This is a genomic window from Catenovulum adriaticum, assembly GCF_026725475.1.
Lineage (GTDB): Bacteria > Pseudomonadota > Gammaproteobacteria > Enterobacterales > Alteromonadaceae > Catenovulum > Catenovulum adriaticum.
In genome coordinates, this window is record NZ_CP109965.1 from 622144 (window position 1) to 645820 (window position 23677).

General features: G+C 39.8%; 35 protein-coding genes. 28 read left to right on the forward strand and 7 right to left on the reverse strand.

Annotation, left to right across the window (positions count from 1 at the left end; translation table 11 throughout):
• Nucleotides 1-15 precede the first annotated feature (15 nt).
• The 24 genes from rplB (at nt 16) to rplQ (ending at nt 11699) form a co-directional block, all read left to right on the forward strand.
• Nucleotides 16-840: a 50S ribosomal protein L2 gene (gene rplB, locus OLW01_RS02695; protein ID WP_268075090.1), complete on the forward strand. Its 825-nt coding sequence runs from the start codon at nt 16-18 to the stop codon at nt 838-840.
• A gap of 17 nt (nt 841-857) precedes the next feature.
• Nucleotides 858-1136, forward strand: a complete 279-nt coding sequence (gene rpsS / locus OLW01_RS02700; protein WP_268075091.1) for a 30S ribosomal protein S19 — start codon at nt 858-860, stop codon at nt 1134-1136.
• Between the two features lie 10 nt (nt 1137-1146).
• A complete protein-coding gene (rplV, locus tag OLW01_RS02705) occupies nt 1147-1491 on the forward strand; it encodes a 50S ribosomal protein L22 (protein ID WP_268076141.1) in 345 nt (114 codons plus the stop codon).
• A complete protein-coding gene (gene rpsC / locus OLW01_RS02710; RefSeq protein ID WP_268075092.1) occupies nt 1491-2207 on the forward strand; it encodes a 30S ribosomal protein S3 in 717 nt (238 codons plus the stop codon). The genes rplV and rpsC overlap by 1 nt, the downstream gene beginning before the upstream one ends.
• Nucleotides 2207-2620, forward strand: a complete 414-nt coding sequence (gene rplP, locus OLW01_RS02715) for a 50S ribosomal protein L16 (protein ID WP_262794379.1) — start codon at nt 2207-2209, stop codon at nt 2618-2620. Before rpsC ends, rplP begins: the two co-directional genes overlap by 1 nt.
• On the forward strand, nt 2620-2811 hold the full coding sequence (gene rpmC, locus OLW01_RS02720) for a 50S ribosomal protein L29 (RefSeq protein WP_262794378.1): 192 nt from the start codon (nt 2620-2622) through the stop codon (nt 2809-2811). The genes rplP and rpmC overlap by 1 nt, the downstream gene beginning before the upstream one ends.
• The gene (gene rpsQ / locus OLW01_RS02725) at nt 2811-3062 is read left to right on the forward strand and encodes a 30S ribosomal protein S17 (RefSeq protein WP_268075093.1); all 252 of its coding nucleotides are present in this window, start codon (nt 2811-2813) and stop codon (nt 3060-3062) included. The genes rpmC and rpsQ overlap by 1 nt, the downstream gene beginning before the upstream one ends.
• Before the next feature lie 155 nt (nt 3063-3217).
• Nucleotides 3218-3586, forward strand: a complete 369-nt coding sequence (gene rplN, locus OLW01_RS02730; RefSeq protein ID WP_268075094.1) for a 50S ribosomal protein L14 — start codon at nt 3218-3220, stop codon at nt 3584-3586.
• Between the two features lie 10 nt (nt 3587-3596).
• Entirely contained in the window at nt 3597-3911 is a 315-nt protein-coding gene (rplX, locus tag OLW01_RS02735) for a 50S ribosomal protein L24 (protein ID WP_268075095.1), read from the forward strand.
• Nucleotides 3912-3931: 20 nt separating this feature from the next.
• The gene (rplE, locus tag OLW01_RS02740) at nt 3932-4468 is read left to right on the forward strand and encodes a 50S ribosomal protein L5 (protein ID WP_268075096.1); all 537 of its coding nucleotides are present in this window, start codon (nt 3932-3934) and stop codon (nt 4466-4468) included.
• 10 nt (nt 4469-4478) lie between these two features.
• Complete coding sequence (gene rpsN, locus OLW01_RS02745) at nt 4479-4784, forward strand: 30S ribosomal protein S14 (RefSeq protein WP_268075097.1); 306 nt, start codon at nt 4479-4481, stop codon at nt 4782-4784.
• 26 nt (nt 4785-4810) lie between these two features.
• The gene (gene rpsH, locus OLW01_RS02750) at nt 4811-5203 is read left to right on the forward strand and encodes a 30S ribosomal protein S8 (RefSeq protein WP_268075098.1); all 393 of its coding nucleotides are present in this window, start codon (nt 4811-4813) and stop codon (nt 5201-5203) included.
• A gap of 11 nt (nt 5204-5214) precedes the next feature.
• Nucleotides 5215-5748 (forward strand): 50S ribosomal protein L6, encoded by a 534-nt coding sequence (gene rplF, locus OLW01_RS02755; RefSeq protein ID WP_268075099.1) that lies wholly within the window; start codon nt 5215-5217, stop codon nt 5746-5748.
• Between the two features lie 9 nt (nt 5749-5757).
• Entirely contained in the window at nt 5758-6111 is a 354-nt protein-coding gene (rplR, locus tag OLW01_RS02760; protein ID WP_268075100.1) for a 50S ribosomal protein L18, read from the forward strand.
• A 9-nt stretch (nt 6112-6120) separates the two neighbouring features.
• On the forward strand, nt 6121-6627 hold the full coding sequence (rpsE, locus tag OLW01_RS02765) for a 30S ribosomal protein S5 (RefSeq protein WP_268075101.1): 507 nt from the start codon (nt 6121-6123) through the stop codon (nt 6625-6627).
• A gap of 6 nt (nt 6628-6633) precedes the next feature.
• Nucleotides 6634-6816 (forward strand): 50S ribosomal protein L30, encoded by a 183-nt coding sequence (rpmD, locus tag OLW01_RS02770; RefSeq protein ID WP_268075102.1) that lies wholly within the window; start codon nt 6634-6636, stop codon nt 6814-6816.
• Between the two features lie 2 nt (nt 6817-6818).
• Nucleotides 6819-7253, forward strand: coding sequence for a 50S ribosomal protein L15 (gene rplO / locus OLW01_RS02775; protein ID WP_268075103.1), 435 nt, complete (start codon nt 6819-6821; stop codon nt 7251-7253).
• Between the two features lie 7 nt (nt 7254-7260).
• Nucleotides 7261-8589, forward strand: a complete 1329-nt coding sequence (gene secY, locus OLW01_RS02780) for a preprotein translocase subunit SecY (protein WP_268075104.1) — start codon at nt 7261-7263, stop codon at nt 8587-8589.
• A 26-nt stretch (nt 8590-8615) separates the two neighbouring features.
• Nucleotides 8616-8732: a 50S ribosomal protein L36 gene (gene rpmJ, locus OLW01_RS02785; protein ID WP_262794359.1), complete on the forward strand. Its 117-nt coding sequence runs from the start codon at nt 8616-8618 to the stop codon at nt 8730-8732.
• A 100-nt stretch (nt 8733-8832) separates the two neighbouring features.
• A complete protein-coding gene (gene rpsM / locus OLW01_RS02790; RefSeq protein WP_268075105.1) occupies nt 8833-9189 on the forward strand; it encodes a 30S ribosomal protein S13 in 357 nt (118 codons plus the stop codon).
• A gap of 15 nt (nt 9190-9204) precedes the next feature.
• Nucleotides 9205-9597 (forward strand): 30S ribosomal protein S11, encoded by a 393-nt coding sequence (gene rpsK / locus OLW01_RS02795; protein ID WP_268075106.1) that lies wholly within the window; start codon nt 9205-9207, stop codon nt 9595-9597.
• Nucleotides 9598-9625: 28 nt separating this feature from the next.
• Nucleotides 9626-10246, forward strand: coding sequence for a 30S ribosomal protein S4 (gene rpsD / locus OLW01_RS02800; RefSeq protein ID WP_268075107.1), 621 nt, complete (start codon nt 9626-9628; stop codon nt 10244-10246).
• A 25-nt stretch (nt 10247-10271) separates the two neighbouring features.
• Nucleotides 10272-11261 (forward strand): DNA-directed RNA polymerase subunit alpha, encoded by a 990-nt coding sequence (locus OLW01_RS02805; protein ID WP_268075108.1) that lies wholly within the window; start codon nt 10272-10274, stop codon nt 11259-11261.
• A 36-nt stretch (nt 11262-11297) separates the two neighbouring features.
• Nucleotides 11298-11699, forward strand: a complete 402-nt coding sequence (rplQ, locus tag OLW01_RS02810; RefSeq protein ID WP_268075109.1) for a 50S ribosomal protein L17 — start codon at nt 11298-11300, stop codon at nt 11697-11699.
• Between the two features lie 797 nt (nt 11700-12496).
• Here rplQ and OLW01_RS02815 read toward each other — a convergent pair.
• A complete protein-coding gene (locus tag OLW01_RS02815; RefSeq protein WP_268075110.1) occupies nt 12497-13147 on the reverse strand; it encodes a hypothetical protein in 651 nt (216 codons plus the stop codon).
• A gap of 37 nt (nt 13148-13184) precedes the next feature.
• Between OLW01_RS02815 and OLW01_RS02820 the strand changes: the two genes are divergently transcribed.
• Nucleotides 13185-13451 (forward strand): hypothetical protein, encoded by a 267-nt coding sequence (locus OLW01_RS02820; RefSeq protein WP_268075111.1) that lies wholly within the window; start codon nt 13185-13187, stop codon nt 13449-13451.
• A 6-nt stretch (nt 13452-13457) separates the two neighbouring features.
• Here OLW01_RS02820 and OLW01_RS02825 read toward each other — a convergent pair whose 3' ends face one another.
• Both OLW01_RS02825 and OLW01_RS02830 read right to left on the reverse strand, forming a co-directional pair.
• Nucleotides 13458-13730, reverse strand: a complete 273-nt coding sequence (locus tag OLW01_RS02825) for a hypothetical protein (RefSeq protein WP_268075112.1) — start codon at nt 13728-13730, stop codon at nt 13458-13460.
• Nucleotides 13727-15742 (reverse strand): putative bifunctional diguanylate cyclase/phosphodiesterase, encoded by a 2016-nt coding sequence (locus OLW01_RS02830; protein ID WP_268075113.1) that lies wholly within the window; start codon nt 15740-15742, stop codon nt 13727-13729. The genes OLW01_RS02825 and OLW01_RS02830 overlap by 4 nt, the downstream gene beginning before the upstream one ends.
• A gap of 136 nt (nt 15743-15878) precedes the next feature.
• Between OLW01_RS02830 and OLW01_RS02835 the strand changes: the two genes are divergently transcribed.
• A complete protein-coding gene (locus OLW01_RS02835) occupies nt 15879-16580 on the forward strand; it encodes a DUF445 domain-containing protein (protein ID WP_268075114.1) in 702 nt (233 codons plus the stop codon).
• A 59-nt stretch (nt 16581-16639) separates the two neighbouring features.
• Here the strand turns inward: OLW01_RS02835 and argR are convergent, their stop codons facing one another.
• The 3 genes from argR to OLW01_RS02850 all read right to left on the reverse strand — a co-directional run bounded on the left by argR (nt 16640) and on the right by OLW01_RS02850 (nt 18536).
• Nucleotides 16640-17107: a transcriptional regulator ArgR gene (argR, locus tag OLW01_RS02840; protein ID WP_268075115.1), complete on the reverse strand. Its 468-nt coding sequence runs from the start codon at nt 17105-17107 to the stop codon at nt 16640-16642.
• A gap of 179 nt (nt 17108-17286) precedes the next feature.
• Nucleotides 17287-18204 carry a diguanylate cyclase gene (locus OLW01_RS02845; protein WP_268075116.1) on the reverse strand — a complete coding sequence of 306 codons (918 nt, stop codon included), beginning with the start codon at nt 18202-18204 and terminating at the stop codon, nt 17287-17289.
• A gap of 11 nt (nt 18205-18215) precedes the next feature.
• Entirely contained in the window at nt 18216-18536 is a 321-nt protein-coding gene (locus OLW01_RS02850) for an Hpt domain-containing protein (protein ID WP_268075117.1), read from the reverse strand.
• 124 nt (nt 18537-18660) lie between these two features.
• Between OLW01_RS02850 and OLW01_RS02855 the strand changes: the two genes are divergently transcribed.
• Nucleotides 18661-18864, forward strand: coding sequence for a DUF1289 domain-containing protein (locus OLW01_RS02855; RefSeq protein ID WP_268075118.1), 204 nt, complete (start codon nt 18661-18663; stop codon nt 18862-18864).
• Nucleotides 18865-18894: 30 nt separating this feature from the next.
• On the opposite strand, the gene OLW01_RS02860 is transcribed toward OLW01_RS02855, so the two are convergent.
• Entirely contained in the window at nt 18895-20283 is a 1389-nt protein-coding gene (locus OLW01_RS02860) for a PhoH family protein (RefSeq protein WP_268075119.1), read from the reverse strand.
• Nucleotides 20284-20679: 396 nt separating this feature from the next.
• On the opposite strand from OLW01_RS02860, the gene rapA reads away from it, so the two are divergent.
• Nucleotides 20680-23604, forward strand: coding sequence for an RNA polymerase-associated protein RapA (gene rapA, locus OLW01_RS02865; protein ID WP_268075120.1), 2925 nt, complete (start codon nt 20680-20682; stop codon nt 23602-23604).
• Nucleotides 23605-23677: the final 73 nt, after the last annotated feature.

The window sequence follows — 23677 nt, forward strand, 5'->3', positions numbered from 1 at the left end:
AGGAGGATATGAATCATGGCTATAGTTAAGTGTAAGCCTACATCTCCGGGTCGCCGCCACGTAGTTAAAGTGGTTAACCCTGAGTTGCACAAAGGTGCACCATACGCTCCTTTGCTTGAAAAGAACTCTAAGTCTGGTGGCCGTAACAACAATGGTCGTATTACCGTACGTCATGTTGGTGGTGGTCACAAGCAGCACTATCGTGTTATCGATTTTAAACGTAATAAAGATGGCATTCCAGCTAAAGTAGAACGTTTAGAATACGATCCAAACCGAAGTGCAAACATTGCATTGGTTTTATACGCAGACGGTGAACGTCGTTATATTCTTGCACCGAAAGGTGTAAGTGCTGGTGACGCAATTGCTTCTGGTGTTGATGCTTCAATCAAAGCAGGTAATGCTTTACCAATGCGTAACATCCCAGTAGGTTCAACGGTTCACGCGGTTGAATTGAAGCCAGGTAAAGGTGCTCAAATTGCACGTTCTGCTGGTGCGTATGCACAAATTGTTGCACGTGATGGTACGTATGTAACTTTACGTTTGCGCTCTGGTGAAATGCGTAAAGTATTATCTGATTGCCGAGCTACTATTGGTGAAGTTGGTAATGCTGAGCATATGCTTCGTCAGCTTGGTAAAGCTGGTGCTTCACGCTGGCGCGGTGTGCGACCTACAGTTCGTGGTGTTGCAATGAACCCTGTTGATCACCCACATGGTGGTGGTGAAGGTCGTACTTCGGGCGGTCGTCATCCTGTATCTCCTTGGGGTACACCAACTAAAGGTTACAAAACGCGTAAAAATAAGAGTACTGATAAATATATCGTACGTCGTCGTTCTAAATAATTTTGTGAGGAAACACCATGCCACGTTCTCTCAAGAAAGGTCCTTTTATTGACCTACACTTGTTGAAGAAGGTTGAAACAGCGGTGGAAAGTGGGGCCAAGAAACCTATTAAAACTTGGTCACGTCGCTCAATGATCATACCTGATATGATTGGTTTGACCATCGCTGTCCATAATGGCCGTCAACACGTTCCTGTGTTTGTAACTGATGAAATGATCGGTCACAAATTAGGTGAATTTGCGCCAACTCGTACTTATCGCGGCCATGTCGCTGATAAAAAGGCGAAGAAAAAGTAAGGGGTAAATGATGGAAGTTTTAGCTAAACATAAATTTGCCCGCCTTTCTCCACAGAAAGGTCGCTTGGTCGCTGACCAAGTGCGTGGTTTGCCAGTGAGTCAGGCGTTAGACATCTTGACGTTCAGCCCTAAAAAAGGTGCAGATTTAATCAAGAAAGTTTTAATGTCAGCTATCGCTAATGCGGAGCACAATGAAGGCGCAGATATCGATGAATTATCTGTTGCTAAGATCTTTGTGGATGAAGGTCCGGTAATGAAACGAATTCGCCCTCGTGCGAAAGGCCGTGCAGACCGTATCATCAAGCGCACCAGCCACATTAGTGTGGTTGTTTCAGATAGCGAGGAGAATAAGTAATGGGTCAGAAAGTACATCCTACCGGTATTCGCCTTGGTATCACGAAACCATGGAGCGCTACCTGGTATGCAGGTTCTAATGAATTCGCTTCTACCTTAAGCAGTGATCTTCAAGTACGTAAATACTTAACAGCTGAGCTTAAAAAAGCTTCTGTTTCACGTATCGTAATTGAACGCCCTGCAAAAAGTATTCGTGTAACAATCCATACGGCTCGTCCGGGTATTGTTATCGGTAAAAAAGGTGAAGACGTTGAAAAATTACGCCTAAAAGTTGCTAAATTAGCTGGCGTACCAGCACAAATCAACATCAGTGAAGTTCGTAAACCAGAACTTGACGCCCAGTTGGTTGGTGAAGGTATTGCAAGTCAATTAGAGCGTCGTGTTATGTTCCGTCGTGCAATGAAACGAGCGGTACAAAATGCAATGCGTTTAGGCGCAAAAGGTATTAAAGTTGAAGTAAGTGGTCGTTTAGGCGGCGCTGAAATCGCTCGTTCAGAGTGGTATCGCGAAGGTCGTGTTCCATTACACACTTTACGTGCGGACATCGACTATGCTACAGCAGAAGCTTTAACTACTTACGGTATTATTGGTATCAAAGTTTGGATTTTCAAAGGCGAAGTACTAGGTGGTTTGCCATTGACTAACCAAGTTGAAGAACCAAAGAAAAACGACCGCAAACCTAAGGGTAAAAGTCGTAAGCCGCAAGGAGACCGATAATGTTACAGCCAAAAAGAACCAAGTTTCGCAAACAGTTCAAATTGCGTAACCGTGGTAATGCTACTACCGGTAACAAAGTAAGCTTCGGTACCTATGGCTTGAAAGCTACAGAGCGTGGTCGTATGACTGCGCGTCAAATTGAAGCAGCTCGTCGTGCTATGACTCGTCATGTTAAGCGTCAAGGTAAAATCTGGATCCGTGTGTTCCCAGATAAACCAATTACTAAAAAGCCGCTTGAAGTACGTATGGGTAAAGGTAAAGGTAGTGTTGAATATTGGGTTTGCCAAATTCAACCGGGTCGCGTTTTATATGAAATGGAAGGTGTTCCAGAAGCGCTTGCTCGTGAAGCTTTTGCTTTAGCAGCTGCTAAGTTACCATTTAAAACAACCTTTGTAACTCGGACGGTGATGTAATGAACGCGAACGAATTAAAAGACAAATCAGTTGAAGAATTGAAAGCTGAACTTTTAGAGTTGTTACGTGAGCAATTTAACTTACGTATGCAAAAATCAACAGGTCAACTTTCACAAACTCACTTACTGAAGCAAGTTCGTCGCAATATTGCACGTGTAAAAACTGTGTTAAATAGCAAGGCAGGTGCGTAATGAGCGAAGCAACTATTCGTACACTTCAAGGGCGTGTAATTAGTGACAAGATGGATAAATCAATTGTTGTTGCAATTGAACGATTCGTAAAACATCCAATTTACGGAAAGTTTATCCGTCGTACAACTAAGATCCATGCTCATGATGAGAGCAATTCTTGCAGTTTAGGCGATATCGTAAGTATTCGCGAATGTAGACCTTTATCTAAGAAAAAATCTTGGACTTTGGTTGAGATCGTAGAAAAAGCTTAAGTTATTGTTTTAGCTGTTATTTTTAAAAATGATCGGGTTCATTTGAATCCGATCATTTTTTTATCTATGAAAATAAAAAAGATGTGGTATAATGCCGCGCCCTTAGGGCAGCCAGCCCCAAGATGTTGGGTTTTTTTTATTAAGCGGAGCACGAAATGATCCAAATGCAAACAATGCTAGGCGTTGCTGATAACAGCGGAGCTCGTAGCGTTCAATGTATCAAGGTTCTCGGTGGTTCGCACCGCCGCTATGCAGGTATAGGCGACATCATTAAAATTACTGTTAAGGAAGCTAATCCTCGCGGTAAGGTTAAAAAAGGTGACGTTTACAATGCGGTGGTCGTTCGCACCAGAAAAGGCGTTCGTCGTCAAGATGGCTCTTTGATCCGTTTTGATGGTAATGCAGCTGTTTTATTAAACGCACAGCATGCGCCAATCGGTACTCGTATCTTTGGCCCTGTAACACGTGAATTACGAACTGAAAAGTTCATGAAGATCGTGTCATTGGCACCAGAAGTATTATAAGGAGCTAAACATGGCAGCTAAGATTCGTAGTAATGATGAAGTAATAGTAATTGTAGGTAAAGACAAGGGTAAGATCGGTAAAGTTACTCAAGTTTTATCTGCAAGTGAAAAAGTAGTTGTTGAAGGTATTAACGTTGTTAAGAAAGCGGTCAAGCCAAACCCTCAAACGGGTGAGCAAGGCGGTTTACAAGACAAAGAAATGCCTCTTCATGTATCTAACGTAGCGATCTACAACTCGGAAACGGGTAAAGCGGATCGTGTAGGTTTTCGTATTGAAGACGGAAAGAAAGTTCGTTTCTTTAAGTCTAATAACGAATTAATCTAATTTTGTTTGGAGTATAAACGATGGCGAAACTGCATGATTTTTATAAAGATACAGTTGTTGCTGAATTGACCAAACAGTTCGGTTACAAAAGTATCATGCAAGTCCCTCGGATCGAAAAGATCACACTTAATATGGGTGTGGGTGAGGCTCTTGCAGACAAGAAAGCACTTGAGTTCGCAGTTGCTGATATGACAGCTATCTCAGGTCAAAAACCAGTTGTTTGTAATGCTCGTAAATCTGTAGCAGGCTTCAAAGTCCGTGAGGGCTATCCAATTGGTTGTAAAGTAACTCTACGTGGCGAGCGTATGTGGGAATTCTTAGAGCGTCTGATTTCCATTGCTATCCCACGTATCCGTGACTTCCGTGGCTTAAGTTCAAAATTGGACGGCCGTGGTAATTACAGCATGGGTGTACGCGAGCAAATTATCTTCCCAGAAATCGATTACGATAAGGTTGATAAAGTACGTGGTATGGATATTACCATCACTACGACTTCAGCTTCTGACGAGGAAGGTCGTGCGTTGCTGGCTGCCTTTAACTTCCCGTTTAAGAAATAGGTGTAGAGTTATGGCTAAACAATCAATGAAAGCGCGTGAAACTAAGCGTGCAAAATTAGTAGCGAAATATTCAGATAAGCGTATTGCTTTGAAAAAAGTAATTAGCGATGTAAATGTATCTGAAGAAGAGCGTTGGGCAGCAGTATTGCAATTGCAATCACTTCCACGTGATTCAAGTCGCTCACGTCAACGTAACCGTTGTAACGTGACTGGTCGTCCGCATGGTTATTTACGTAAATTTGGCTTAAGCCGAATCAAAGTACGTGAAGCTTGCATGCGTGGTGAAATCCCTGGACTAAGAAAAGCAAGCTGGTAAGCGGCTACAGACTGGAGTAACGAATTATGAGCATGCAAGATCCAATAGCGGATATGTTCACCCGCATTCGTAATGGTCAAGCGGCAAACAAAGTAGCTGTGACCATGCCTTCATCAAAACTGAAAGCATCAATTGCTGAAGTTTTAAAAGCTGAAGGTTATATCGAAAATTATGCTGTGGCTGGTGATGTTAAAAAAGAACTTGAAGTCACATTAAAATATTTTGATGGTGAGAAAGTTATCGAGTCTATCTCACGTGTAAGTCGTCCAGGTCTTCGTATTTATAAGAAGGCTAACGAGTTACCAAAAGTGATGGGCGGTTTAGGGGTAGCGATTGTATCTACTTCTAAAGGTATCATGTCAGATCGTGCAGCGCGTAAAGCGGGCATGGGTGGCGAAGTCATCGGTTACGTAGCGTAAGGAGAAATAAAATGTCTCGAGTAGGTAAATCTCCTATCGCTATTCCTGCAGGCGTTGAAATAAATATTGCAGGTCAGGACATCACAGTGAAAGGTGCTAAAGGTGAATTAGCTGTTAGCATTAACGCTGCTGTTGAAGTGGTAAACGAAGACAATGTATTACGTACATTACCTCGTGACGGTTTCGATGACGCGCAAGCGCAAAGCGGTACTGCACGTGCAATCATTAACAACTTAGTTGTTGGTGTAACCCAAGGTTTTGAACGCAAATTGCAACTAATCGGTGTTGGTTATCGTGCAGCTGCAAAAGGTAATACATTAAACTTAACTTTAGGTTTTTCTCATCCGGTTGACTTCGAAGTACCAGCAGGTATTCAGATTGAAACCCCTAGCCAGACAGAAGTTTTGGTTAAAGGTGCTGACAAGCAGTTGGTTGGTCAAGTTGCAGCGAAAATCCGCGCTTTCCGTCCACCAGAGCCTTATAAAGGTAAAGGTGTTCGTTACGCTGATGAAACTGTACTTCGTAAAGAAGCTAAGAAAAAGTAAGGTAATACGATGGATAAAAAAGCATCTCGTCTTCGTCGCGCTACCCGCGCACGTGCGAAAATTAAAGAGTTGGGTGCAAACAGACTGGTCGTTCACCGTACGCCACGCCATATTTATGCACAAGTAGTTGCAGCAAATGGGTGTGAGGTTCTGGCTTCTGCATCAACTGTAGAGAAGACCATTCGCGAAAGCATCAAATATACTGGTAACGTTGAAGCAGCTAAAGTAGTTGGTAAAGCAATTGCAGAAGCAGCTTTAGAGAAAGGTATTAACACAGTAGCGTTCGATCGTAGTGGTTTCCAATACCACGGTCGTGTTCAAGCTTTAGCTGACGCTGCTCGTGAAGCTGGACTTCAATTCTAGGGGTAGATAATGGCTAATAACGCAGAAGTTAAAAACAACCCAGAGTTGGCAGAAAAACTCATCGCGGTTAACCGTGTATCTAAAGTTGTTAAAGGTGGCCGTATCTTCAGCTTCACAGCATTGACTGTGGTAGGTGATGGTGCAGGTCGCGTTGGCTTTGGTTACGGTAAAGCACGTGAAGTTCCTGCAGCTATTCAAAAAGCTATGGAACAAGCTCGTCGCAGCATGGTAAATGTCGACTTACAAGGTAATACTTTGCAACACCCGATAAAAGGCCGTCATTCAGGTTCACAGGTTTATATGCAACCTGCATCTGAAGGTACTGGTATCATCGCTGGTGGTGCAATGCGTGCGGTTTTAGAAGTAGCAGGTGTACATAACGTACTTTCAAAATGCTACGGCTCAACCAATCCTATTAACGTTGTTCGCGCAACAATCAAAGCATTAGCAAATATGAAATCGCCATCAACAGTGGCAGCTAAGCGTGGTTTGAGCGTCGACGAAATTTTGGGGTAAACAATTATGACTGGTAAAACTGTAAAAGTGACTCAAGTCAAAAGTTCTATCGGACGTTTACCTAAACACAAAGCAACGTTACGCGGTTTAGGTTTACGCAGAATTAATCATACTGTTGAGTTGGAAGATACTCCAGCTGTTCGTGGTATGATTAACAAAGTAATCTATATGATTAAAGTGGAGGGGTAATTATGTATTTAAATACACTGAGTCCTGCTCCAGGTTCAAAACCAAGTGCAAAGCGCGTTGGTCGTGGTATTGGTTCTGGCTTAGGTAAAACAGGTGGCCGTGGTCACAAAGGTCAAAAATCACGTTCAGGTGGTTCAGTAAAACCAGGTTTTGAGGGTGGTCAAATGCCACTTCAACGCCGTTTACCTAAGTTCGGTTTCACTTCACGTAAATCTTTAGTGTCAGATCAAGTTACCTTGAATGAAATTGCTAAAGTTGAAGGTGATATCGTTGAACTGGCTACGCTAAAAGCAGCTGGCTTGGTTAAAAAGCATATTCAAGCAGTGAAAATTGTAAAATCAGGCGATGTATCTCGTGCTTTAACTGTTAAAGGTTTAGGTGTGACTAAAGGTGCTCGTGAGGCTATTGAAGCTGCTGGTGGTAAAATCGAGGAATAATTGATCCATGGCTAAACCAGGACTGGAATTTAACAGCACGCAAGGCGGTTTATCAGAACTTAAACGAAGATTATTGTTCTTATTAGGAGCAATTGTGATCTTCCGTGCCGGTTCTTATGTTCCTATCCCAGGGATTGACCCTGCGGTACTTGCGCAACTGTTTGAGCAACAAAAAGACACCGTGTTAGCAATGTTTAACATGTTTTCAGGTGGCGCATTAGAGCGTGCTTCCGTGTTGGCGTTAGGTATTATGCCTTACATTACTGCCTCTATTATTATGCAGTTAATGACGCATATTCATCCTACTTTTCAAGAATTGAAAAAGGAAGGTGAAAGCGGGCGTAAGAAAATTAGCCAATACACACGCTATGGTACATTATTGTTAGCAATTGCCCAGTCTACAACTATAGCCAACAGCCTGCCCAATATGGTGCCAGGCTTAGTGATTAATCCTGGATTTACTTTCTACTTCACCGCTGTAGTGAGTCTAGTTACAGGGACTATGTTCCTAATGTGGCTAGGGGAGCAGATAACTGAGCGCGGTATTGGTAATGGTATCTCTATGATCATCTTTGCTGGTATCGTTGCTGGTTTACCGACTGCGATTGGTCAGACTGCTGAACAAGCGCGTCAAGGTGAACTACCTCTAATCTTGTTATTGATTATTGGTATTATTGTCTGTGCGGTAACTTACTTTGTTGTATTTGTTGAGCGTGGTCAGCGACGTATCGTTGTAAACTACGCAAAACGTCAACAAGGTCGAAAAGTTTACGCAGCGCAGAGCACGCATTTGCCACTAAAAGTAAACATGGCTGGTGTAATTCCACCAATTTTTGCTTCTAGTCTTATGTTGTTTCCGGGTACAATAGCGACTTGGTTTGGCCAAAGTGACAGTGCGTTTGCTGAAGCAATCGCTCAAATAGCCATAGTGCTATCACCAGGACAACCTTTGTACATGATATTGTACGCAATAGTGATTGTATTCTTTTGCTTCTTCTATACAGCATTAGTGTTTAATCCACGTGAAACAGCAGACAACTTGAAAAAGTCGGGTGCATTCATTCCGGGTATTCGTCCGGGTGAGCAAACTTCGCGTTATATCGATAAAGTCATGACCCGCTTAACACTAGCAGGCGCTTTATATATAACTTTAGTTTGTTTAGTACCTGAATTTATGATGGCAGCTTGGAATGTACAATTCTACTTTGGCGGTACTTCATTATTGATTATCGTAGTTGTTATTATGGATTTTATGGCGCAAGTGCAAACTCATCTGATGTCAAGTCAGTATGAATCTGTTCTGAAGAAGGCTAATTTAAAGGGTTATGGCCGGTAGGCTGTAACGGTTAACGGAGTCGGAAAATGAAAGTTCGTGCATCTGTTAAGACCATTTGCCGTAATTGCAAAATTATTAAGCGAAATGGTGTTGTGCGCGTGATCTGTTCAACAGATCCAAAGCATAAACAGCGCCAAGGTTAATATATTTTAGACGAAAATCGTCTTTTTATTTGAAATCTAGTCTCGGCTTGAGTATCCTTACGGGCTTTTCGGTCGAGACTAATAATTTGGAGTGCATACAATGGCCCGTATAGCTGGCATTAACATTCCTCTACACAAGCACACAGTAATTGGCTTAACGTCAATTTACGGTGTAGGCAAAACCACAGCAAAAGCAATTTGTGCTGCTGCTGGGATCGCTGAAGTTACCAAGATCAAAGATCTTGATGAAGCTCAGCTTGACTTGCTTCGTGAAGAGGTTGGTAAGTTTACTGTTGAAGGTGACTTACGTCGTGAAGTTTCAATGAATATCAAGCGCTTGATGGATCTTGGCTGTAACCGTGGTTTACGCCACCGTCGTAGCTTGCCTGTTCGCGGTCAAAGAACGAAGACTAACGCACGTACGCGTAAAGGTCCTCGTAAGCCAATCAAGAAGTAAGCAGGAGAGTGAATAATGGCTAAAGCACCAGCTCGTAGCTCGCGTAAGCGCGCAAAACGACAAGTTGCAGATGGTATGGCTCATATCCATGCTTCTTTCAACAATACGATCGTAACAATTACAGATCGCCAAGGTAATGCTCTTTCATGGGCAACAGCTGGCGGTTCAGGTTTCCGTGGTTCTCGTAAATCTACTCCGTTTGCAGCTCAGGTTGCAGCAGAGCGTGCAGGTACTGCTGCTCAAGAGTACGGTTTAAAGAATTTGGAAGTATTTGTAAATGGTCCAGGTCCTGGTCGCGAATCTGCGATCCGTGCATTAAATGCAACTGGATTCAAAATTACAAATATTACAGACGTCACGCCAATTCCACATAATGGCTGTCGTCCACCGAAAAAACGTCGCGTTTAATTTGTTCCTCAGATAGCGGAGAAAGAAGATGGCAAGATATATAGGGCCAAAACTCAAGCTCAGTCGTCGCGAAGGAACAGATTTGTTCTTGAAAAGCGGCGTTCGTGCAATTGATTCAAAATGTAAAATTGATACAGCACCAGGTCAACACGGCGCTCGTCGTGGTCGTTTGTCTGACTATGGTTTACAGTTACGTGAAAAGCAAAAAGTACGTCGTATTTACGGTGTATTAGAAAAGCAATTCCGAAACTACTATAAAGAAGCTGCACGTTTACAAGGTAATACAGGTGAAAACTTGTTACAATTACTTGAAAAGCGTTTAGACAACGTAGTATACCGTATGGGTTATGCTTCAACTCGTGCAGAAGCTCGTCAATTGGTTAGTCACAAAGCAATCACTGTTAATGATCAAGTTGTTAACATCGCATCATTCTCTGTGAAACCAGAAGATGTAGTCGGAGTTCGCGAGAAAGCTAAGAAGCAAGCGCGTATTCAGTCAGCTCTTGAGCTTGCTGGCCAACGTGAGAAGCCAACTTGGGTCGAAGTAGATGCAGAGAAAAAAGAAGGTGTGTTCAAGCGTTTGCCTGAGCGTACAGACTTATCTGCTGATATTAACGAACAGCTAATTGTTGAGCTTTACTCTAAGTAAAGTTATATAAAATAGAGAGGAAACGATGCAGGGTTCTGTTACTGAGTTCCTTAAACCAAGATTAGTCGATATTGAAAGTCTTGGTCCTTTTCGTGCAAAAGTGACTTTAGAGCCGATGGAACGCGGTTTTGGTCACACTTTAGGAAATGCGTTAAGACGTATATTATTGTCTTCTATGCCCGGTGCAGCAGTAACCGAAGTGGAAATCGACGGTGTACTGCATGAATATAGTACCAAAGAAGGGGTGCGAGAGGATGTAATTGAGATTTTACTTAATTTGAAAAGTCTTGCTGTTCATATTGAAAATAAGAACGAAGCAACTTTAACCTTAAGTAAAAAAGGTGCGGGCCCTGTTACTGCAGCAGATATCACCCATGATGGTGATGTTGAAGTTAAGAATCCCGACCACGTCATTTGCAATCTTACCGGCGACGCAGAAGTTAATATGCGTATTAAGGTAGAGAAAGGACGCGGTTATGTTCCAGCTTCAGCTCGTCGTTCCTCTGAAGAAGATGATCGTCCAATTGGACGTTTGTTGGTCGACGCGTCTTTCAGCCCGGTTGAGCGTATCGCTTATGCGGTTGAATCAGCACGTGTTGAACAGCGCACTGACCTAGACAAATTGGTCATCGATATGGAAACGAATGGCACGATTGATCCGGAAGAAGCAATCCGCCGAGCTGCTACGATTCTGGCAGAACAGTTAGACGCATTCGTTGAATTGCGCGACGTTTCTGAACCAGAGCGTAAAGAAGAAAAACCTGAATTCGATCCAATTCTGTTAAGACCAGTTGACGATCTTGAATTAACTGTACGTTCTGCCAACTGCCTAAAAGCAGAGCAGATCCAATACATTGGTGATCTTGTTCAGCGCACTGAGGTTGAGTTGTTAAAAACACCTAACCTTGGTAAAAAGTCGCTTACTGAAATTAAAGACGTTTTGGCCTCTCGTGGCTTGTCTTTAGGTATGCGTCTTGAAAACTGGCCTCCGGCTAGTATCGCTGAAAAAGACTAACCAATTCTACATAGTTATTGGTAGAAGGATAGCATTATGCGTCATCGTAAAAGTGGACGTCAGCTTAATCGAAACAGCAGTCATCGTACTGCAATGTTTAGTAACATGGCGGGCTCTTTAGTTCGTCACGAAATTATTAAAACTACATTGCCAAAAGCGAAAGAACTGCGTCGTGTTATCGAGCCGCTGATTACACTAGCTAAAAAAGATAGTGTTGCAAATCGCCGTTTAGCGTTTGCTCGTACACGTGATAAAGAAGTTGTTGGTAAATTATTCTCTGAGATTGGTCCTCGTTATGAGTCTCGTCCAGGTGGTTATACTCGCATCTTAAAATGTGGTTTCCGCACAGGTGATAACGCACCTATGGCTTACATCGAATTGGTTGATAGACCAGAAGTTGATGAAGCTGAAGTAGAAGCAACAGAATCAGCTGAATAAACTTATTTAGCTGATTATTAAAAAAGGCGCCTTAGGGCGCCTTTTTTGTTTTCCTAGTGCAGTTAGCAAACTTGTCAGACTGGAATAAACTGGCGCACCTTCACCTAAACGAAATCCAATTCTAATCGTAATGGCGATCTAACATATCAAGTTTTGTATTTTGTCCATCCTACAAATCTAAGCCGTCACTAGATTATCAACAATGACCTGAAAATATGGTTCGCAATACTCAGTAGTTATATTTTTATCGAATTACGATTCATAACATGATTCAAAGCAGACACATAAACTCGATTACGATTTGATCTGAAGCAATACCGGACAAAAATTATAGGTAGTAGCAAATTAGAACCATTTAAACAGCTCTTAAAAATAACAGGCGAGATAATTGTGAACCGAAAATGTATGGGCAATAAATGAAGCTTTGTAATCTTCAATATGGTGAATTAACTAGTAGGTAGGAGGCTTATATGCATTCGAAAAAAGCGCAGAATAGAGCGCCTTTGATAATTCGCTATGCAGCTGATACGCCAATCTTTAATCTAGGTTATAAACCACAAAATATGTGTTCATTCAGGCCTTAAAATAGGAGTAAAGGGTGTGATTTTAGCTTAACGTGAATAGCCCCAAATGTAAGTGAATTATTAAAGCGAATTTTGTTTTTACTTAGACATCAAGGTAAAAGTGATTTAACAAAATACTGATTTTGATATTTAGTCTAACGGTTTAACATTTATGAAGTTGGGTATATTTGAAAAACTATAGCTGATAAATTCCAATTATTGGTTAATAAGTGGTTACCATTTGTATAGCGTATTTAATTGTTCCATTTGTTTAAGATACAATTGGCTGTTTTGCTTAGCTTGCGTTAACTGCCAAGTTTTTAAATTTTCAGTAAGTTTTTTGACTTGATCTGTTAGCTGATATTCAGGGGCAATATTTTGTAAAGTTAAATAGTAACTGCTTGCAGTTACCGGATCCGGAACTTCACCATACTGGTAACGTATCGCTAATGTTAGCACGGCTTCTAAGCTACCTTGTTGCCTTGCGTGCTCAAGCCACATCAATTGTTTTTTGTAATGAGCTAATACGTCTTCTTGTGCCTCTTTTGTCGTTATTGAAGGCTGAATATTAGGTAAATGCGATAGTAATAAATCACTTTGGATACTGACCTCAGTATTTTTAGTATTTAATGCCAATTTTTCTAACATCGAATAAACAGGGCTAATTAATTCTACTGGTGCACCTTGGCAGTTTGTTATTTGTTTTTGCTTGGTAATTGAGATCTTAGCATTTGGCTTAGTTTGCTCAGTTTCTTTTATTATTTTTAAGTAGCCTTGTTGTGCGTATCGCATAAATTGAGCGCATTGTGCGAGTGCAGCTAAGTAAGCAAATTTAGATTCATCATCCGCCTCATTGAAGTTAAACTCGTTAGATAATAATATCACTGATCCAGTCATCGCTTCGATTACGGCGATATTTTTTATGGTGACAGTTTTAGGTGCGGAGGCTGGAATTATGACTGTTTTTTCGGATTTACTGAGTGACAAATCCGAGGGGGAGTTCGCCACTGGAGATTTTTTAACTTCATCAACATTTTTTGTTGAAAAAGCCGCGGGTTTTACTTTGATAAAGGCTGAATTTTTTGTTGCTATCTGCGTGGGAAACAACCAGTTTAATAAACTGATAATGGTTATTATCAGTAAAATTAAAACTGACCAACGAATGATTTTTATTGATAACATTGTTTAGCAGCAATCAGCTGCCCCAAATTTTAGCAACGGCTCTATTATTACCTAATATGCCAACTACTAGGCAAACTAAGCTTGCTAAGCCGAAAATGATAATTGGAATAAATTTGCCTGATTGATCGCTTGGCACAAGATAAAAAATGCTGATAGTTAATAGTAAAAATAGTACTCCAACTATATTTAAAATAATGCGATTTAATGGCTTGTAGTTAAATGCTTTTGTGCCTTGTTCGAATTGATTCAGGATAGGCGAAAATATCCCTCTGGCTATTGTTCTCATGCTGTTGCTCTACTATTTTTTGTATTGATATAAGTTAAAAAGTCATCTTGGCTGAGCGGCTTACTGATTAAGTAACCTTGACCATATTCACAACCTAACTGGTTTAATGTGGTACGTTGAGCATGCGTTTCAATGCCTTCAGCTACCACCTTCATCTCTAACCCTTCTGCCATTTTTATGATTGCGTTGACGAGTGCCGAATCAGCCTTATCTGCTACAATATCACGAATAAAAACACTATCTATTTTTATTTTTGAAATATACTGGCGGTAATGCTTCACATAACTTAAAGCTGAATAGCCAGTCCCAAAATCATCAATAGAAATTTTAACCCCTAATTTACTCAACGCATTTAAAATAGTTTGAATACCGCTTTCTGAATCATTATGCAATAGCGATCGTTCGGTAACTTCTATTTCAAGTTTTGTTTGAGTTAAAGGGTATTTTGTTAGCAAACGGCTTAAAAATGCTATTAAATCAGTTTGTGCAAAATCTAAAGGACAAAAGTTAACAGTGCCAAATAAATTAGGGCAATATGATTCAAGTGAATGTAAAAGTTGAACTGTTTGAGTTAACACAAAGCGGTCTATATTAACTATATCACCTGTTTCTTCAGCCAGTGCAATAAAAATGTCAGGTCTTACATGTCCAAATTCAGGGTTATACCAACGACATAAACTCTCAAACCCAAGTAATTCAGTATTATCAATTGAAAAAATAGGTTGAAAATACACGCTAATTTCTTGGTTTTGAATAGCTGACCCCAGCGAATTTTTTAATTTTGACTTAAACATGAGCGAATCAAACATTTCAGCAGAAAATTGTTTATACTGGCTTTTACCTGCAGATTTTGCTTCAAACATTGCTGTATCAGCATTAGCGATTAACGCTGTTGCACTAAGAGCATCGGTTGGGTAACTAGCGATACCTATGCTGCAACTAAGTAGTAATTTATCATTGTTAATATGGTAAGGGGCTTTTATCGTATTAATAATGATGCCAGCTAAGTTCTCTAAAGCGACACCATTTATATCGACGATAAACATAAATTCATCACCACCAATGCGGGCCACATCAGCCGGGTAGGATGACGCAATATTATTTAGCCTATCTGCAACAATTTGCAAAATCTGATCGCCGACCAAATGTTGGTGGGTATCATTTATTTCTTTAAAACCATCTAAATCAATAAACATCAACGAGAAGTCAGAATTATTAGCCTTTATCTTATTTTCTAATAAGCTAAGCCCATAGCGGCGGTTAGGTAGTCCAGTTAAATCATCATAGTTAGCTTGATATGTTAAGTGGTCTTCGAATTCTTGTTTGGCTGAAATGAATTTACTGGTATCTAATTTAAGTCGATTCAAATTATCGACGATCATACTCAGTTCATCTTTGATGCAAGGATGTCGATTTAAATTAATATGCTCATTTGAACTTGCACTGACATTGTATTTTTTTAAACTGCTGGCAATTAAAAATAAATGCCGAGATACCATAAAATCAAAGAGTTTTATTAATATTAAGGTAATCATCAAGGATGATAAAATATAAACTATCGCAATATAGACTAATGAATCTAATATATATTGATCGAGTGCGATATTGTTTAACCAAACACAAAGCTCTCCTACATTTTCATTTTGGTAAATAAGTTGGTGTATATAAGTAGGCTGAGAGGCGCTTTCGCCAACCAAATAAACTTCAGAAGTTTCGCTTGTGACTTTGGCGGCAGAAACAAAAGGTAGTTGCGTTAACCCGTTAACAATAAATTGTGCGGTTTCACCTTTAAAGCTCCATAATGCCTCGGATAACGGCTCGATAATAATATTAATGTTTTCTTGTACATCATTATTTACTTGTGCATGAAAAGTTTGATATTGAAACGCACTAAAAATACTAATAGCCAATAAAGTAGTGGCTAGACTAGAGCCTAAAATGGCTAATACGACTCTGGCTTTCAAGGATGTAAGGGATAGCTTTTTTAGCAGGGCGTAACAAGCCGCAAACATGGTTTCTCTCTTTTATTATGAGCATACTTGATTGATAATAGTGAAATCGTTAGCATAAATCTAATTTTCTTTAAAATTCGCATCTTGTTCGATTATTTATCGTTTCTTATTACCATGACTGTTACCGGAATTATTTATGAATAAAAGCTTAATCACTAATTTACTCGCAGCTGTATTAACTGCCATAGGATATTTTTTAGATAACCCAATGGTTTTGTCTATTGGCTTATTTGCGCTATCTGGCGCTTTTACAAACTGGCTTGCAGTGCATATGTTATTTGAAAAAGTGCCGGGGCTATATGGTTCAGGGGTAATTGAAGATAGATTTGAAGAGTTTAAATCTGCCATTAAAAATTTAATGATGGAACAATTTTTTACTCATCAGAATATTGATAATTTTCTAACTGATCAACAAGGTCATGCTAATCACTTTAATTTTGCGCCTGTAATAGAAAAAATAAACTTTGAACCTGCTTATGACTCACTAGTCAGTACGGTTAATGAGTCTAAATTTGGCAGCATGTTAGCGATGTTTGGTGGCGCTTCTGCAATCGAACCATTGAAAGAGCCTTTTATTGAAAAAATCAAACTTAAGTTAATTGAAATTAGTCAAAGTGATGAATTCAATGAATTATTAAAAGATTCAGTTGAGCAACCTAGTGTTATCGAAGAACTAAGAAATAAAGTCGAACAAATTGTCTCTACGCGATTGGATGAATTAACGCCTAAAATGATTAAAGCCATAGTGCAAGACATGATTAAACAGCACTTAGGTTGGCTCGTTGTTTGGGGCGGCGTATTTGGAGGGACTTTTGGTTTAGTGGCAGCTTTAATTTAAAAATCAACGATAAAATTAAAATAGTATAAAGAGTTTAATAGATGAGCTCTTTATACTGATTAGACTGTTTCAAAAAAGTCAGTTAATTTTTGTTGCGTCTGTTCTATTTCATTATTATCCAGTGGCGCTACAAAAATAGTGTCATCACCTGCAATGGTACCCAATACCCCTAAATCATGATTTAGCGAATCTAACATTCTTGCTATCAGTTGCGCTGCACCTGGAGACGTTTTAATAATGATAAGTGATTGGTTTCTATTTACACTTAATACGAGTTGCTTTAATGGACTTTCAGTTGTGGGTATGCCTAGTTCAGGCGGTAAACAGTAAACCATCTCTTGTTTTGCGTTACGAGCCCTCACAGCTCCAAAACGGCTTAATAGCCTAGACACTTTAGATTGGCTTACATTATCAAAACCTTGCTCTTTTAATGCTTCAACGATATCAGCTTGTGATGAAAAATTTTGTTCTTTTAATAAAATTTTGAATGCTTTTAATAGGTTGTCTTGTTTATCTAACTGAGTCACTTAGTTATCCATTTACTATTTAAATTGCTAGCACGTACAAAGTTGAAATGTGTTAAGTTGCGCTATTGAGAGTTGAAAGTACCGTGTTTTTTATGCTTTTATTTCGACCTCAATGAAAGCATAAAAAACGCCAGTTTATCATTTTAACTTAAGATTAAGTGATTTAGTGTTTAATTAAGTTAATTAAATGGCTCGGCAACCACTTTATTACGGCCACTTTTTTTGGCTAAATACAATAATTCATCAGCCTTTTTTTGTAAACTTTCAACTGATTGTTCGCGGCTGGGAATTATGCAGCTTACACCTAAGCTTACGGTAACCTGTTTAGCTTTAGCGTATTCGTGCTCTAAGTTAAGTGAGTAAACTGCTTGGCGAATGTTGTCGGCAATTGTGCGTGCAAAAGCGAGTGTGCAATCAGGCAATAAAACGACAAATTCCTCTCCGCCATATCGGGCGACTAAATCTGAATTACGTTTTAACTGGCTCGCAGTGATAGCTGCAACCCGTTTCAACGCAACATCTCCCTGAGCATGCCCATAATTATCATTAAATAGTTTAAACTCATCGATGTCGATCATGACCAAAGATAAAGGTAGACCGTCTTTAATCGCTCGACGCCACTCAACTTCAATCCTAGAATCGTAATGGCGGCGATTCGGGATTTCTGTTAAACCATCAATTAATGCCAATTTTTCTAATAAATCCGTTTTTTGTTTAAGCGCGATTTGATTTTTTACTCGGGCATTAACGACCGGTAAATTAAAAGGTTTCGTTATGTAGTCCATCGCACCTAAATCTAATCCTTTAGCCTCGTCTTCTGCGCCGTCTTTTGCTGTAATAAAAATAACAGGAATATTTTTGCTTGAGTCTTGTTGGCGCATGGCGACTAAAACTTGATAGCCATCCATATCGGGCATTTGGATATCTAGTAAAACCAAATCAGGTGGATCATCTGAGTTAACAATAGCGAGTGCTTTTTGGCCGTTAGTGGCAGTTTTAATTCGGTAGTTAGGCGTTAAATTCTGCGCTAGTACTCTAACGTTAATCGGCTCATCATCGGCAATTAAAATAGTTGGCTTATCTAATATAAACGTCATAATTTGATAAATTACTTGCGATTTAAGGCTAAAACAGCGTTTAAATCTTGGTTAAATGTATCTAGCAGGTTTGGGTTGACAGCTTCATCTTGTCTAAGAGATGTTTCTAACGCTTTTGCAGAAACAAATAAATCATTCATGCTTAGGTTACCGGCAGCGCCTTTGATGGAATGAACTAAATGAGATGCTGATTCTAAGTCGCCCTGGTGAATCGTTTGAGTTATAGTGTCGCTAGAAGTTTGGTTATCAGTAATAAATTTATTAATTAGCATATCTAATAAGGCTTCATTACCTGCTAAACGTTCCAGTGCTTGCGTTTTATCTATTACCATAATATTTATTAAGACCTGAGCAAAAAATCCATATAAAATGAGTATAACGATATTTAGCCGAGTTTTAAGTTTATTTTATTAAATTAGGCTTAAATTATGAAATTAAAACAGTGTATTGCTCAAAATGAATCAAAATTTTAGTTCAAATGATAAAGTTGAAAACCCATGTATTGGTGATTGCCGATTAAATTTAGCTGATATTTGTATTGGCTGTGGGCGCTCAAAAGATGAAAAACTAGATTGGATAATATTATCTCAAGCAGAAAAGTTTCAAGTGGTCAATAAAGCCAAGGTTAGGCTTGATAAACTAAACTCAGGCAAAGAATGAACTGAGTTTAGTTTTCAAGAAGCTTTGAGCTTACAGGTTGTTTTCTGCAAAAGAGGCGAGTCGAGAGCGCATAACACCAGCAATATGCACGGTTGCACTACCTTCAAAATCTTTAAATCGTTCAACAATATAGGTTAAACCAGAGGTTAGCGGGCTTAAATAATTGCTATCAATTTGAGCTAAATTACCGCAACAAATGAGTTTGGTGCCTTCGCCTGCTCGAGTTATTATCGTTTTCAGTTGTTGTGAGGTCATATTTTGGCACTCATCTAAAATTACCACTGATTTTTGAATACTACGCCCGCGCATAAAGTTGACGGATTTAAACTGAATGTTTGCTTTTTCCATAATATAACGCATGCTACTATCACGACACTCATCGTGGCGGTGTAAGAAATCAAGCGCATCATTGATGGCCCCTAACCAAGGTGCCATTTTTTCCTCTTCGGTTCCAGGTAAAAAACCAATTGACTCAGCTATTTCAGGCGTATTTCGGGTGACTATTATTTTTTCATAAATGCCTTTTTCAACCACCATTTCAAGTGCTGCAGCCAAGGCTAATAAAGTTTTGCCGCTGCCAGCTGGTCCGGTTAATAAAGTGAGGTCAATATTGGTATCCAACAACGAATCAAGCGCCATCGCTTGGTGAAAATTTTTAGGAGAGATGCCCCACGCAGTTCGTCCCATCATGCGTTCATAGCCTAAATCTTTTAGCCGAACATTCGCACTATCATGTTCAACGACCTTGCCCGCAAAATGATGATTTTGGTCAAAAACATATTGGTTGATAAAAACGGTTTGTGGTAAAACTTCACGAGCCACTGTGTGTACGGTTTCGCGGCCGGATGTTTGACTGTCACAGTTAGTAACGCTTTCCCAAAATTCCCCTTCAACCTCAACATAGCCTGTGCTCAAATATTTGATATCAGAAATAAGTTGATCGGTTTTGTAATCTTCAACTCGCTCTAAGCCAGCCCCTTTAGCTTTTAAACGCATGTTGATGTCTTTTGTAACTAATACGACTTGGCGGGGAGACTTTTCTTTTTGTAAATGCAGTGCAGCATTTATAATGTGGTTGTCGTTTTCGGGGCCGGGTAAGGTAACTAATTCTTGATTTAAAAGGTGATCTGGAAAAATAGCTAGGTTACCAGTAGAACTATGATCCGCTGAATATTTAGCAATGCTCACACCTTGCACTATGTCTTCGGGTGGAGCATCTTGTAAAGCTTCTTCCAATGCTCGAATTGCAATTCGGGCATCACGGCTAACATCTTTTTTACGATCTTTTATTGCATCTAGCTCTTCCAATACCGTCATTGGAATATAAACATCGTGTTCTTGAAAATTGAGAAAAGCAAAAGGTTCATGTAAAAGGATATTTGTATCTAAAATATAAATTTTGGTGTGTGCTTCGCTCATTTTGCCTCCAATGGCCAATCTGGCGGTTGATGGGATATTTACGTTATTGTATTTAATTAAGCCCTAAGCTTTACGCGGTCGTGGTATGTCCTATTTTTCCCTATAACTTTACTATTAGACTAAATTTTGATCTGAGCAAGCATTTTTTAATTTATTTTCAGATAGCTAACTCGTTTGTTTGTTTTTTGAACAAATTTACGATCTTTTTAATATTATTGATGGCTCAAAAATAAAAAAGATAAATACGATAGTAAATAAATATTTCACAAAAAGGGCCAGCTTGTTCTTTAATTAAACAGTTGGTTCAATTAACTGGCGTTAAGTGTAATTATTCAGTGAAAGCCAATGCAGCTTTAGGTAACATACGCGGCCAGATTTGAGGAGTGAGTTTAAATAATGAGTGAATTTGCATTAGGGCAACGTTGGATTAGTGATTCAGAATCTGATTTAGGCTTAGGAACTATAGTTGCCATGAATGGCCGTCGAATTTCTATGTTATTTCCTGCAACTGGAGAACAAAGAGAATACGTGATGGACAGTGCGCCTTTAACGCGAGTGAGCTTTAATCCGGGAGATAAAGTTGAAAGCGCCGAAGGCTGGAGCCTGACGGTTGCACAAGTTGTTACTGAAGATGGGGTTAATATTTATCTTGGTCAAAGGGACGATAACAGCGAAGTGGCTCAATTAATTGAAACCCGCTTAAACCATCACCTTAAATTTAACAAACCACAAGACCGATTATTTACCGGACAAATTGATCGTAATGACTGGTATAGCCTTAGATATGATTCGCTACGATTACAACACAAATACCAAACGCATCCTTTAGTAGGACTTGCTGGTGCAAGGACATCGCTAATTCCACATCAACTTCATATTGCTAAAGAAGCAGGCCAGCGTATAGCGCCGCGTGTTTTGTTATCTGACGAAGTTGGACTGGGTAAAACGATTGAGGCTGGGATGATTATCCATCAGCAAATTTTAACCGGTCGTTCTTCACGTGTTCTTATTTTATTACCTGAGTCATTACAATATCAGTGGTTGGTTGAGATGTTGCGCAGATTCAATCTTAAATTTGCGATATTTGATGAAGAGCGTTGCGCAGAATACCAAGCCGACGATGAAAACCCATTTGAAACAGAGCAATTAATTATCGCGCCTATGGCGTTGTTAAGTGAATCTGAAAGCCGTTTATCACAAGCTTTAACAGCCCACTGGGATTTAGTGGTGGTAGATGAAGCGCATCATTTAAAATGGAGTCAAGACGAGGTAAGCGATCAATATGCAGCAGTTGAAAAACTAGCCAGCGTATCCGCCGGGTTGTTGTTGCTAACCGCAACACCTGATCAACTAGGTCATGAAAGTCATTTTGCTCGGCTTAGGTTGTTAGACCCAGATCGCTTTCATAGCTATCAAGCATTTGTTGATGAAGAATCTGGTTATCAAGCGATAGCTGATTTAGCTAAAACCTTGGTGTCAGAAGAAGATTTAACTGCACAAGAAATTGAGCAGCTCGGGCAAATACAATCAATTAATATTGATGACAACGCAGCACAATTAAATAATAAAGAGCCCGAAATTCGCCAAATCGCTCGTCAAAAATGCTTAAAAGGCCTAATTGACCAACATGGCACGGGTCGAGTGTTGTTTAGAAATACACGAGCTTCAGTTAAAGGTTTTCCAAAGCGTTGTGTTTTACCTGTTAAATTAGATCTTCCGCAAGAATACAAAGCAGCTTGTGATTGGTGGTTAAATCGCAATGCAGACGCGATTTCACAAAATCAAGTTGACGAAAAGTTAGTAGCGCCTTTATTAACGCCTGAATTTTTATATGAAAGCGCTATTAACGACGAAATTGAATGGTGGCGGGTGGATCCCAGAGTTGACTGGTTAAGTGAACAGGTAAAAGAGAATAAAACAGATAAATTTTTAATTATTTGTGCGAGAGCCTCTACCGCCTTAACATTAGAACAAGCAATTCGTGTAAAACATGGTATTAATGCGTCTGTATTTCATGAAGGCATGAGCATAGTTGAACGAGACCGAGCTGCGGCTTGGTTTGCTGATCAAGATGAAGGTTGCCAGTTACTCATTTGTTCAGAAATTGGCTCTGAAGGTCGAAACTTTCAATTTGCACGTCACTTAGTTTTGTTTGATTTACCACTTAACCCTGATTTACTTGAGCAGCGAATAGGTCGATTAGACCGAATTGGCCAAAAAAATGATATTCAAATACATTTGCCTTATTTTGAAGGAAGCGCTAGTGAAACTATTTTTAAATGGCAACACTATGGCATTAATGCTTATGCGCAAACCTGTCCAGCAGGCATTCATGTATATGAACAGCAAAAAGAATTTTTGTTGTCTATACTGGGCCAAAATAATCATAACGATGATGACCTAGCGCCTTTAATTGAAAAAGCTAAAGTTCAAGTTGAAACTTTAAATCAGCAAATGGAGCAGGGCCGAGATATATTACTTGAGATTAACTCAAAAGGTTTTGATGGTGAGGCCATTGCCGAGCAAATTGAAAAAATCGATGACGATACCGAACTGGTCGCTTTTATGTTGCAGGTATTTGATGTTTACGGTGTTTCGCAAGACGATAAAGGCGATCGATGCTTAGCAGTTAACCCAACAGATCATATGCTCGAACCTCATTTTCCTGAATTAGGCGATGGTGGTATGACAGTAAGTTTTGAACGCGATGCGGCGCTTGCACGTGAAGATGTGCGTTTTATTAGCTGGGATCATCCAATGGTTCAAGGCTGTTTTGAAATGATTAACGCAGGTGAAATAGGTAATAACACTGTTAGTTTACTAAACAATAAAGCATTGCCTGAAGGCACTTATTTAGTTGAGCTTATTTACGTGGTTGAAACCAGCGCCCCAAAACAATTACAGCCGGGTCGTTTTTTACCGCCAACACCAGTGCGCATTTTGCTAGATAAAGCGGGTAACAACTTAGCCGCTAATGTCAGTTTTGATAACTTAAACAAGCAGCTAAAACCTGTGGGTCGGCAAGTGGGATCTCAATTGGCAACGGCACTGCAAGTGCAGGTGCACGAGTTAATCGTTAAAGCACAGAGTATAGCTGAATCGGCTTGTGGTGAATTAATTGAACAAGCGGTAGAGTCTATCAAACAAAACTTAGGTGATGAATATCAAAGGCTTGAATCATTACAGAAAGTTAATCCGAATATTCGGGCCATTGAGTTAGAGTCACTTGCTCAACAGCAAAGTGAGCTGGTTGAACATATTCAACAAGCTAGGGTTAAATTTGATGCGTTAAGGCTAGTTGTAGTGAGTCATCAAGCATAAAGCGACGCAAAGTTAACGGTTATCCCAAGGCAGTTTTAATGCCTTGGGATAATTTCTGATTAACTGGTTCCAA

Bases quoted from the DNA above. Each gene is read 5' to 3' on its own strand.
- rplB (WP_268075090.1), top strand. From the start codon at position 16: ATGGCTATAGTTAAGTGTAAGCCTACATCTCCGGGTCGCCGCCACGTA.
- rpsS (WP_268075091.1), top strand. From the start codon at position 858: ATGCCACGTTCTCTCAAGAAAGGTCCTTTTATTGACCTACACTTGTTG.
- rplV (WP_268076141.1), top strand. From the start codon at position 1,147: ATGGAAGTTTTAGCTAAACATAAATTTGCCCGCCTTTCTCCACAGAAA.
- rpsC (WP_268075092.1), top strand. From the start codon at position 1,491: ATGGGTCAGAAAGTACATCCTACCGGTATTCGCCTTGGTATCACGAAA.
- rplP (WP_262794379.1), top strand. From the start codon at position 2,207: ATGTTACAGCCAAAAAGAACCAAGTTTCGCAAACAGTTCAAATTGCGT.
- rpmC (WP_262794378.1), top strand. From the start codon at position 2,620: ATGAACGCGAACGAATTAAAAGACAAATCAGTTGAAGAATTGAAAGCT.
- rpsQ (WP_268075093.1), top strand. From the start codon at position 2,811: ATGAGCGAAGCAACTATTCGTACACTTCAAGGGCGTGTAATTAGTGAC.
- rplN (WP_268075094.1), top strand. From the start codon at position 3,218: ATGATCCAAATGCAAACAATGCTAGGCGTTGCTGATAACAGCGGAGCT.
- rplX (WP_268075095.1), top strand. From the start codon at position 3,597: ATGGCAGCTAAGATTCGTAGTAATGATGAAGTAATAGTAATTGTAGGT.
- rplE (WP_268075096.1), top strand. From the start codon at position 3,932: ATGGCGAAACTGCATGATTTTTATAAAGATACAGTTGTTGCTGAATTG.
- rpsN (WP_268075097.1), top strand. From the start codon at position 4,479: ATGGCTAAACAATCAATGAAAGCGCGTGAAACTAAGCGTGCAAAATTA.
- rpsH (WP_268075098.1), top strand. From the start codon at position 4,811: ATGAGCATGCAAGATCCAATAGCGGATATGTTCACCCGCATTCGTAAT.
- rplF (WP_268075099.1), top strand. From the start codon at position 5,215: ATGTCTCGAGTAGGTAAATCTCCTATCGCTATTCCTGCAGGCGTTGAA.
- rplR (WP_268075100.1), top strand. From the start codon at position 5,758: ATGGATAAAAAAGCATCTCGTCTTCGTCGCGCTACCCGCGCACGTGCG.
- rpsE (WP_268075101.1), top strand. From the start codon at position 6,121: ATGGCTAATAACGCAGAAGTTAAAAACAACCCAGAGTTGGCAGAAAAA.
- rpmD (WP_268075102.1), top strand. From the start codon at position 6,634: ATGACTGGTAAAACTGTAAAAGTGACTCAAGTCAAAAGTTCTATCGGA.
- rplO (WP_268075103.1), top strand. From the start codon at position 6,819: ATGTATTTAAATACACTGAGTCCTGCTCCAGGTTCAAAACCAAGTGCA.
- secY (WP_268075104.1), top strand. From the start codon at position 7,261: ATGGCTAAACCAGGACTGGAATTTAACAGCACGCAAGGCGGTTTATCA.
- rpmJ (WP_262794359.1), top strand. From the start codon at position 8,616: ATGAAAGTTCGTGCATCTGTTAAGACCATTTGCCGTAATTGCAAAATT.
- rpsM (WP_268075105.1), top strand. From the start codon at position 8,833: ATGGCCCGTATAGCTGGCATTAACATTCCTCTACACAAGCACACAGTA.
- rpsK (WP_268075106.1), top strand. From the start codon at position 9,205: ATGGCTAAAGCACCAGCTCGTAGCTCGCGTAAGCGCGCAAAACGACAA.
- rpsD (WP_268075107.1), top strand. From the start codon at position 9,626: ATGGCAAGATATATAGGGCCAAAACTCAAGCTCAGTCGTCGCGAAGGA.
- OLW01_RS02805 (WP_268075108.1), top strand. From the start codon at position 10,272: ATGCAGGGTTCTGTTACTGAGTTCCTTAAACCAAGATTAGTCGATATT.
- rplQ (WP_268075109.1), top strand. From the start codon at position 11,298: ATGCGTCATCGTAAAAGTGGACGTCAGCTTAATCGAAACAGCAGTCAT.
- OLW01_RS02820 (WP_268075111.1), top strand. From the start codon at position 13,185: ATGGTGACAGTTTTAGGTGCGGAGGCTGGAATTATGACTGTTTTTTCG.
- OLW01_RS02825 (WP_268075112.1), bottom strand. From the start codon at position 13,730: ATGAGAACAATAGCCAGAGGGATATTTTCGCCTATCCTGAATCAATTC.
- OLW01_RS02830 (WP_268075113.1), bottom strand. From the start codon at position 15,742: ATGTTTGCGGCTTGTTACGCCCTGCTAAAAAAGCTATCCCTTACATCC.
- OLW01_RS02835 (WP_268075114.1), top strand. From the start codon at position 15,879: ATGAATAAAAGCTTAATCACTAATTTACTCGCAGCTGTATTAACTGCC.
- OLW01_RS02845 (WP_268075116.1), bottom strand. From the start codon at position 18,204: ATGACGTTTATATTAGATAAGCCAACTATTTTAATTGCCGATGATGAG.
- OLW01_RS02850 (WP_268075117.1), bottom strand. From the start codon at position 18,536: ATGGTAATAGATAAAACGCAAGCACTGGAACGTTTAGCAGGTAATGAA.
- OLW01_RS02855 (WP_268075118.1), top strand. From the start codon at position 18,661: ATGAATCAAAATTTTAGTTCAAATGATAAAGTTGAAAACCCATGTATT.
- OLW01_RS02860 (WP_268075119.1), bottom strand. From the start codon at position 20,283: ATGAGCGAAGCACACACCAAAATTTATATTTTAGATACAAATATCCTT.
- rapA (WP_268075120.1), top strand. From the start codon at position 20,680: ATGAGTGAATTTGCATTAGGGCAACGTTGGATTAGTGATTCAGAATCT.